At 68.4% G+C, this 5135-nt stretch carries 7 protein-coding genes and 2 pseudogenes; 6 read left to right on the forward strand and 3 right to left on the reverse strand.

Annotated features, from left to right (window positions below):
* The 6 genes and pseudogenes from CSW58_RS06725 to CSW58_RS06750 form a co-directional block, all read left to right on the forward strand.
* Window positions 1-917: pseudogene (locus tag CSW58_RS06725) on the forward strand (adenosine kinase); the annotation flags it as partial.
* Window positions 918-927: 10 nt separating this feature from the next.
* Window positions 928-1518 (forward strand): imidazoleglycerol-phosphate dehydratase HisB, encoded by a 591-nt coding sequence (gene hisB, locus CSW58_RS06730; protein ID WP_099446772.1) that lies wholly within the window; start codon window positions 928-930, stop codon window positions 1516-1518.
* Between the two features lie 11 nt (window positions 1519-1529).
* Window positions 1530-2171: an imidazole glycerol phosphate synthase subunit HisH gene (gene hisH, locus CSW58_RS06735; RefSeq protein WP_099446773.1), complete on the forward strand. Its 642-nt coding sequence runs from the start codon at window positions 1530-1532 to the stop codon at window positions 2169-2171.
* Entirely contained in the window at window positions 2159-2893 is a 735-nt protein-coding gene (hisA, locus tag CSW58_RS06740) for a 1-(5-phosphoribosyl)-5-[(5-phosphoribosylamino)methylideneamino]imidazole-4-carboxamide isomerase (RefSeq protein ID WP_201721599.1), read from the forward strand. The genes hisH and hisA overlap by 13 nt, the downstream gene beginning before the upstream one ends.
* Window positions 2893-3675 (forward strand): imidazole glycerol phosphate synthase subunit HisF, encoded by a 783-nt coding sequence (hisF, locus tag CSW58_RS06745; RefSeq protein WP_099446774.1) that lies wholly within the window; start codon window positions 2893-2895, stop codon window positions 3673-3675. Before hisA ends, hisF begins: the two co-directional genes overlap by 1 nt.
* Window positions 3672-3995: a phosphoribosyl-ATP diphosphatase gene (locus CSW58_RS06750; protein ID WP_099446775.1), complete on the forward strand. Its 324-nt coding sequence runs from the start codon at window positions 3672-3674 to the stop codon at window positions 3993-3995. Before hisF ends, CSW58_RS06750 begins: the two co-directional genes overlap by 4 nt.
* 315 nt (window positions 3996-4310) lie before the next feature.
* Here CSW58_RS06750 and CSW58_RS16140 read toward each other — a convergent pair whose 3' ends face one another.
* The 3 genes and pseudogenes from CSW58_RS16140 to CSW58_RS06760 all read right to left on the reverse strand — a co-directional run.
* Window positions 4311-4448 carry a Smr/MutS family protein gene (locus CSW58_RS16140; RefSeq protein WP_369825101.1) on the reverse strand — a complete coding sequence of 46 codons (138 nt, stop codon included), beginning with the start codon at window positions 4446-4448 and terminating at the stop codon, window positions 4311-4313.
* A 30-nt stretch (window positions 4449-4478) separates the two neighbouring features.
* Window positions 4479-4874, reverse strand: coding sequence for a hypothetical protein (locus CSW58_RS06755; RefSeq protein WP_369825102.1), 396 nt, complete (start codon window positions 4872-4874; stop codon window positions 4479-4481).
* A 3-nt stretch (window positions 4875-4877) separates the two neighbouring features.
* A pseudogene (locus CSW58_RS06760) lies at window positions 4878-5135 on the reverse strand (3D domain-containing protein); the annotation flags it as partial.

Raw genomic sequence — 5135 nt, forward strand, 5'->3', positions numbered from 1 at the left:
CCTTCCTTGAGCGCGAAGGCCTGGTCAAGGCTCGATGGCCCTGATCGACCCGGCGCGGGCCTCCAGCCTGTACGACGTGATGGCCGCGGCGATCGAAGCCTCGGGCGGCAGCGCCGCCAACACCGTGGCCGGCGTCGCCAGCTTCGGCGGCAAGGCCGCCTTCATCGGCAAGGTCGCCGACGACCAGCTGGGCAGTGTTTTCCGCCACGACATGAAGGCCATCGGCTGCGCCTTCACCACCCCGCCCTGGCCGAGGCCCGGCCACGGCCCAGAGCCTGATCAATGTCACGCCCGACGCCCAGCGCACCATGAGCACCTATCTGGGCGCCTGCGTGGAGCTGACCAGCGCCGACGTCGATCCGGCGATCATCGAGGCGGCGCGCTATTCCTATCTGGAAGGCTATCTGTTCGATCCGCCCGAAGCCCGCCGCGCCTTCGCCAAGGCCGCCGGCCTGGCCCATGGCGCCGGTCGCCAGATCGCCATCACCCTGTCCGACAGCTTCGTGGTCGAACGTCACCGCGCCGGCCTGCTGGGCTTCATCGAGACCCAGTGCGACATCGTCTTCGCCAACGCCTCGGAAGTCTGCGCCCTGTTCGAGACCGACGACTTCGACGCGGCCGTCAAGGCCCTGGCCGACAAGGTGACCATCGCCGCCGTCACCCGCAGCGAGCACGGCTCGGTGGTGATCGCCGGCGGTCAGATCCACGAAATCTCGGCCTATGCCGTGGAAAAAGTCGTGGACACCACCGGCGCGGGCGACCAATACGCGGCGGGCTTCCTCTACGGTCTGTCCCAGGGCCGCTCGCTGCCGATCTGCGGCCAGTTGGGCTCCCTGGCCGCCGCCGAGGTGATCGCCCACTATGGTCCGCGCCCGCAGGTTTCCTTGCGCGATCTCGCGACCCAACAGGGACTTTGAAGGACTGACCATGGCCCGCACCGCTGAAGTGGTCCGCGAGACGAAGGAGACCCAGATCCGGGTCTGGATCGATCTAGACGGGACCGGCGCCTCGACGATCTCCACCGGCATCGGGTTTTACGACCATATGCTGGAGAGCTTCGCGCGCCATGGCGGCTTCGACCTGAAGGTCGAAACCAAGGGCGACCTGCACATCGACATGCACCACACGGTCGAGGACACCGGCATCGTGCTGGGTCTGGCGATCAACAAGGCGCTGGATGGTTTCAAGGGCATTCGCCGCTTCGGCCACGCCTATATCCCGATGGACGAGACCCTGACGCGCTGCGCCATCGACCTGTCCAACCGGCCCTATCTGATCTGGAAGGTCGACTTCAAGCGGCCCAAGGTCGGCGAGATGGACACCGAACTCTTCAAGGAGTTCCACCACGCGTTCGCCATGAACGTCGGGGCGTGCGTGCACATGGAAACCCTGTACGGCGACAATACCCACCACGTCGCCGAAAGCGGGTTCAAGGCCCTGGCCCGGGCGCTGCGTCAGGCGGTCGAGATCGACCCCAAGACCGGCGGCCTGGCTCCCTCCACCAAGGGCGTGCTGTAGGAACCTCTCCCATGCAGACCGTCGCCCTGATCGATTACGGGTCGGGCAACCTCCGCTCGGCCGAGAAGGCCTTGCGTGAGGCCGCCCGGCGTCGCGGCATCGCCGCCGACATCCTCGTCACGGCCGATCCCGACCGCGTGGCCGCGGCCGATCGCGTGGTGTTGCCGGGCGTCGGGGCCTTCGCCTCGTGCCGCGCGGGTCTCGACGCCTCGGGCGTCTATGAGGCCATGAACGAAGCCGTCCACGGCAAGGGCGCGCCGTTCCTGGGCATCTGCGTCGGCCATCAACTGCTGGCCACGCGCGGCCTGGAGTTCGGCGTCACGCCGGGCCTGGACTGGATCGCCGGAGAGGTCAGGAAACTGGCGCCGAGCGACCCATCCCTGACCATTCCGCACATGGGCTGGAACGCAATCCAACTGACCCGCGATCACCCACTGTTTTCCGGCGTCGCCGACGGCGCCCACATGTACTACGCCAACTCCTTCGCCCTGACGCCGGCCGATCCGGCCGACGTCCTGGCGACCACTGACCACGGCGGCCCGTTCACGGCGGCGGTGGTCAAGGACAATGTGGCCGGCGTACAGTTTCACCCCGAGAAATCTCAAGCCGCAGGGCTTTGCCTGCTCGCCAACTTCCTGGAATGGCGCCCATGATCCTCTATCCCGCCATCGACCTGAAGGACGGCCAGTGCGTGCGCCTGCTGCACGGCGACATGGACAAGGCCACGGTGTTCAACACCTCGCCCGCCAACCAGGCCGAGCGCTTCGTCAAGGACGGCTTCTCGTGGCTGCACGTGGTCGACCTGAACGGCGCGATCGAGGGCAAGTCGGTCAACACCCTGGCCGTACAGGACATCCTGCAGACCATCTCGATCCCCGTGCAGCTGGGCGGCGGCATCCGCACCCTGGAAGGCATCGAGGCCTGGATCGAGGCCGGCGTCAGCCGCGTCATCCTCGGCACCATCGCCGTGCATGATCCCGAACTGGTCAAGAAGGCCGCGCGCCTGTGGCCCGAACAGATCGCCGTGGCCGTCGACGTGCGCGACGGCAAGGTGGCGGTCGACGGCTGGACCGGCCTGTCGGAACTGTCGGCCATCGACCTGTCGCGCCGCTTCGAGGACGCCGGCGTGGCGGCCCTGATCATCACCGACATCAGCCGCGACGGCGCCCTGACCGGCGTCAATGTCGAGGGCGTGGGCGAGCTGGCCGATGCGGTCTCGATCCCAGTGATCGCCTCGGGCGGCGTGGCCGCCGTGGCCGATATCGAACGCCTCAAGGCCCGTCCTGGCGTCAAGATCGCCGGCGCCATCCTCGGTCGCTCGCTCTATGCCGGCACGATCCAGCCCGCCGAGGCCCTGATGGTGGCGGCCGCCTGATGCTGAAGACCCGGATCATCCCCTGCCTCGACGTGAAGGACGGCCGGGTGGTCAAGGGCGTCAATTTCGTCGCCCTGCGCGACGCCGGCGATCCGGTGGAACAGGCTCGCGCCTATGACGCGGCCGGGGCCGACGAGCTGATGTTCCTCGACATCACCGCCTCCAGCGAAGGTCGCGGCCTGATCCTGGACGTGATCTCCCGCACCGCCGAGGTCTGTTTCATGCCGGTCTCGGTCGGCGGCGGCGTGCGCGAGGTGGCCGACATGCGCCGCCTGCTGCTGGCCGGGGCCGACAAGGTGTCGACCAACACCGCCGCCGTCGAGAACCCCGATCTGATCGCCGCCGGGGCCGACGCCTTCGGGGCCCAGTGCGTGGTGGTGGCCATCGACGCCAAGCTGCGGCCCGACGGCTCGGGCTGGAACGTCTGGACCTATGGCGGCCGCAAGGACACCGGCCTCGACGTCGTCGACTGGGCCGCCAAGGTGGTCGAGCGCGGCGCGGGCGAGATCCTGCTGACCTCGATGGACCGCGACGGGGCCAAGATCGGCTATGACATCCCGCTGCTCAGGGCCGTGACCGGCGCGGTGAACGTGCCGGTGATCGCCTCGGGCGGGGCCGGCAAGACCGAACACCTGGTCGAGGCCGCCCGCGAGGGTCACGCCGCCGCCGTCCTGGCCGCCTCGATCTTCCACTTCGGCGAAATCAGCATAGGCGAAGCCAAGCGGGCCATGGCCGCCGCCGGCATCCCGGTGCGGCTGGACGAGCTGAAGGGCGCGGCATGAGCGACCTGTTCGACACCCTGCGCCGCCTGGCCGCCACCATCGAGACCCGCAAGGGCGGCGACCCGACCGCCTCCTACACCGCCAAGCTGCTGAACGATCCGGCCCTCGCCGCCAAGAAGCTGGGCGAGGAAGCCGTCGAGACCGTGATCGCCGCCGTCGCCCAGGGCCCCGACGCCCTGGCGGCGGAAAGCGCCGACCTGCTCTATCACTGGCTGGTGCTGCTGGCCGCCTCCGGCGTCTCGCTCGACGCCGTGGCCGAAAAGCTTGCGGCCCGCGAGGGGACGTCGGGACTGGCCGAGAAGGCGTCGCGGCCATCTTAGTCGTTTAGGCCAGCTCGGCTGTCCTTACGAAATAGATCATAGCCAAGTCCGGCCGCAGGAGGCGGACGAGCACCAAGTGTCGCTAATCCCGTCGATGGGAGTCGGCGGCAGTCGCATGCCGAGCACCTCATCGATGATTTCAAGTTCTTTGAGCGCATTGCGAGCGACGATATGTGAGACCCGAGGGATCGGTTTTCCGCGCAACCAGATTCGCCGCCCATGCCCGTAAGGCGCCGATCTCGTCCAGGGCGCGAACCTGGCTGATATAAAAGCCGCCTCTAAACTCGCAAAAGAACGTGTAGAGGCCTAGCGTCGTCACAGACCGACCCGCCGCTTCAGCGCCACATAGAGCGCGCCCTCGCCGCCGTGGCGGATGTCGGCCTGCGACACCCCGGCGATCATCTCGCGCAGGGACGGATCAGCCAGCCATTCCGGCGTGCGCTTCTTCAGCACCCCGTGACCAAATCTTGCCCTTGCCGGTGATCACCAGCACGGCGCGGTGGCCGTCGGCATGGGCGCGGCGGATGAAGCCCTCGAGGGCGGACGGGCCTGTTCCTGGTCGAAGCCGTGCATGTCCAGCCGGGCGCCGATCGGGTCATGCTCCTTGATCAGCCGCTTGCGGCGATTGGGCTCGATATGGCCGGGCGCGGTCTTGGAGACGCGGAGGGTGGCGGGCTTGAGGTCGGCGGGGTCGATGCGCAGCGGAGCGATCGAGGCCAGATGGGTCGGCTGCGGGCCCTTGACCTTGACCGGCTTGGCCGGGCGGATCTGGGCCTTGGTCCGCTTCTTGGCGACCTTGTCGCCCAGCCGCTCACGCACCGTCGAGGTGACGAAGCCCCAGAGGCGGAGCTCATCCGGATCAGGCGTGCGCCGGCTCATGGTTCAGGACTTCGGCACGGGGATCAGGCGCACCAGCTTCAGGGCGTGGCGCACCCGGCCGGCCTCGACGCCGGCCGCGTCGCCGCTGCCGGTATAGAGATCGGCCCGCACCTCGCCCTTGATCGCCCCGCCCACGTCCAGGCGACGGCCAGGCGGCGATAGACCGGAAAGGCCCGGTCAGCTTGGCGCGCTGGCGTCGAGCCAGAACAGCTGGCCCATGGCGTGACGGCTGGGATCGACGGCGATGGCCCGGCCGGCCGG

This window comes from Caulobacter sp. B11 (assembly GCF_002737765.1).
GTDB lineage: Bacteria > Pseudomonadota > Alphaproteobacteria > Caulobacterales > Caulobacteraceae > Caulobacter.

Coding starts and splice junctions, on each gene's coding strand:
- CSW58_RS06755 (WP_369825102.1), bottom strand. CDS start 4,874: ATGAGCCGGCGCACGCCTGATCCGGATGAGCTCCGCCTCTGGGGCTTC.
- hisH (WP_099446773.1), top strand. CDS start 1,530: ATGCAGACCGTCGCCCTGATCGATTACGGGTCGGGCAACCTCCGCTCG.
- hisA (WP_201721599.1), top strand. CDS start 2,159: ATGGCGCCCATGATCCTCTATCCCGCCATCGACCTGAAGGACGGCCAG.
- hisF (WP_099446774.1), top strand. CDS start 2,893: ATGCTGAAGACCCGGATCATCCCCTGCCTCGACGTGAAGGACGGCCGG.
- hisB (WP_099446772.1), top strand. CDS start 928: ATGGCCCGCACCGCTGAAGTGGTCCGCGAGACGAAGGAGACCCAGATC.
- CSW58_RS06750 (WP_099446775.1), top strand. CDS start 3,672: ATGAGCGACCTGTTCGACACCCTGCGCCGCCTGGCCGCCACCATCGAG.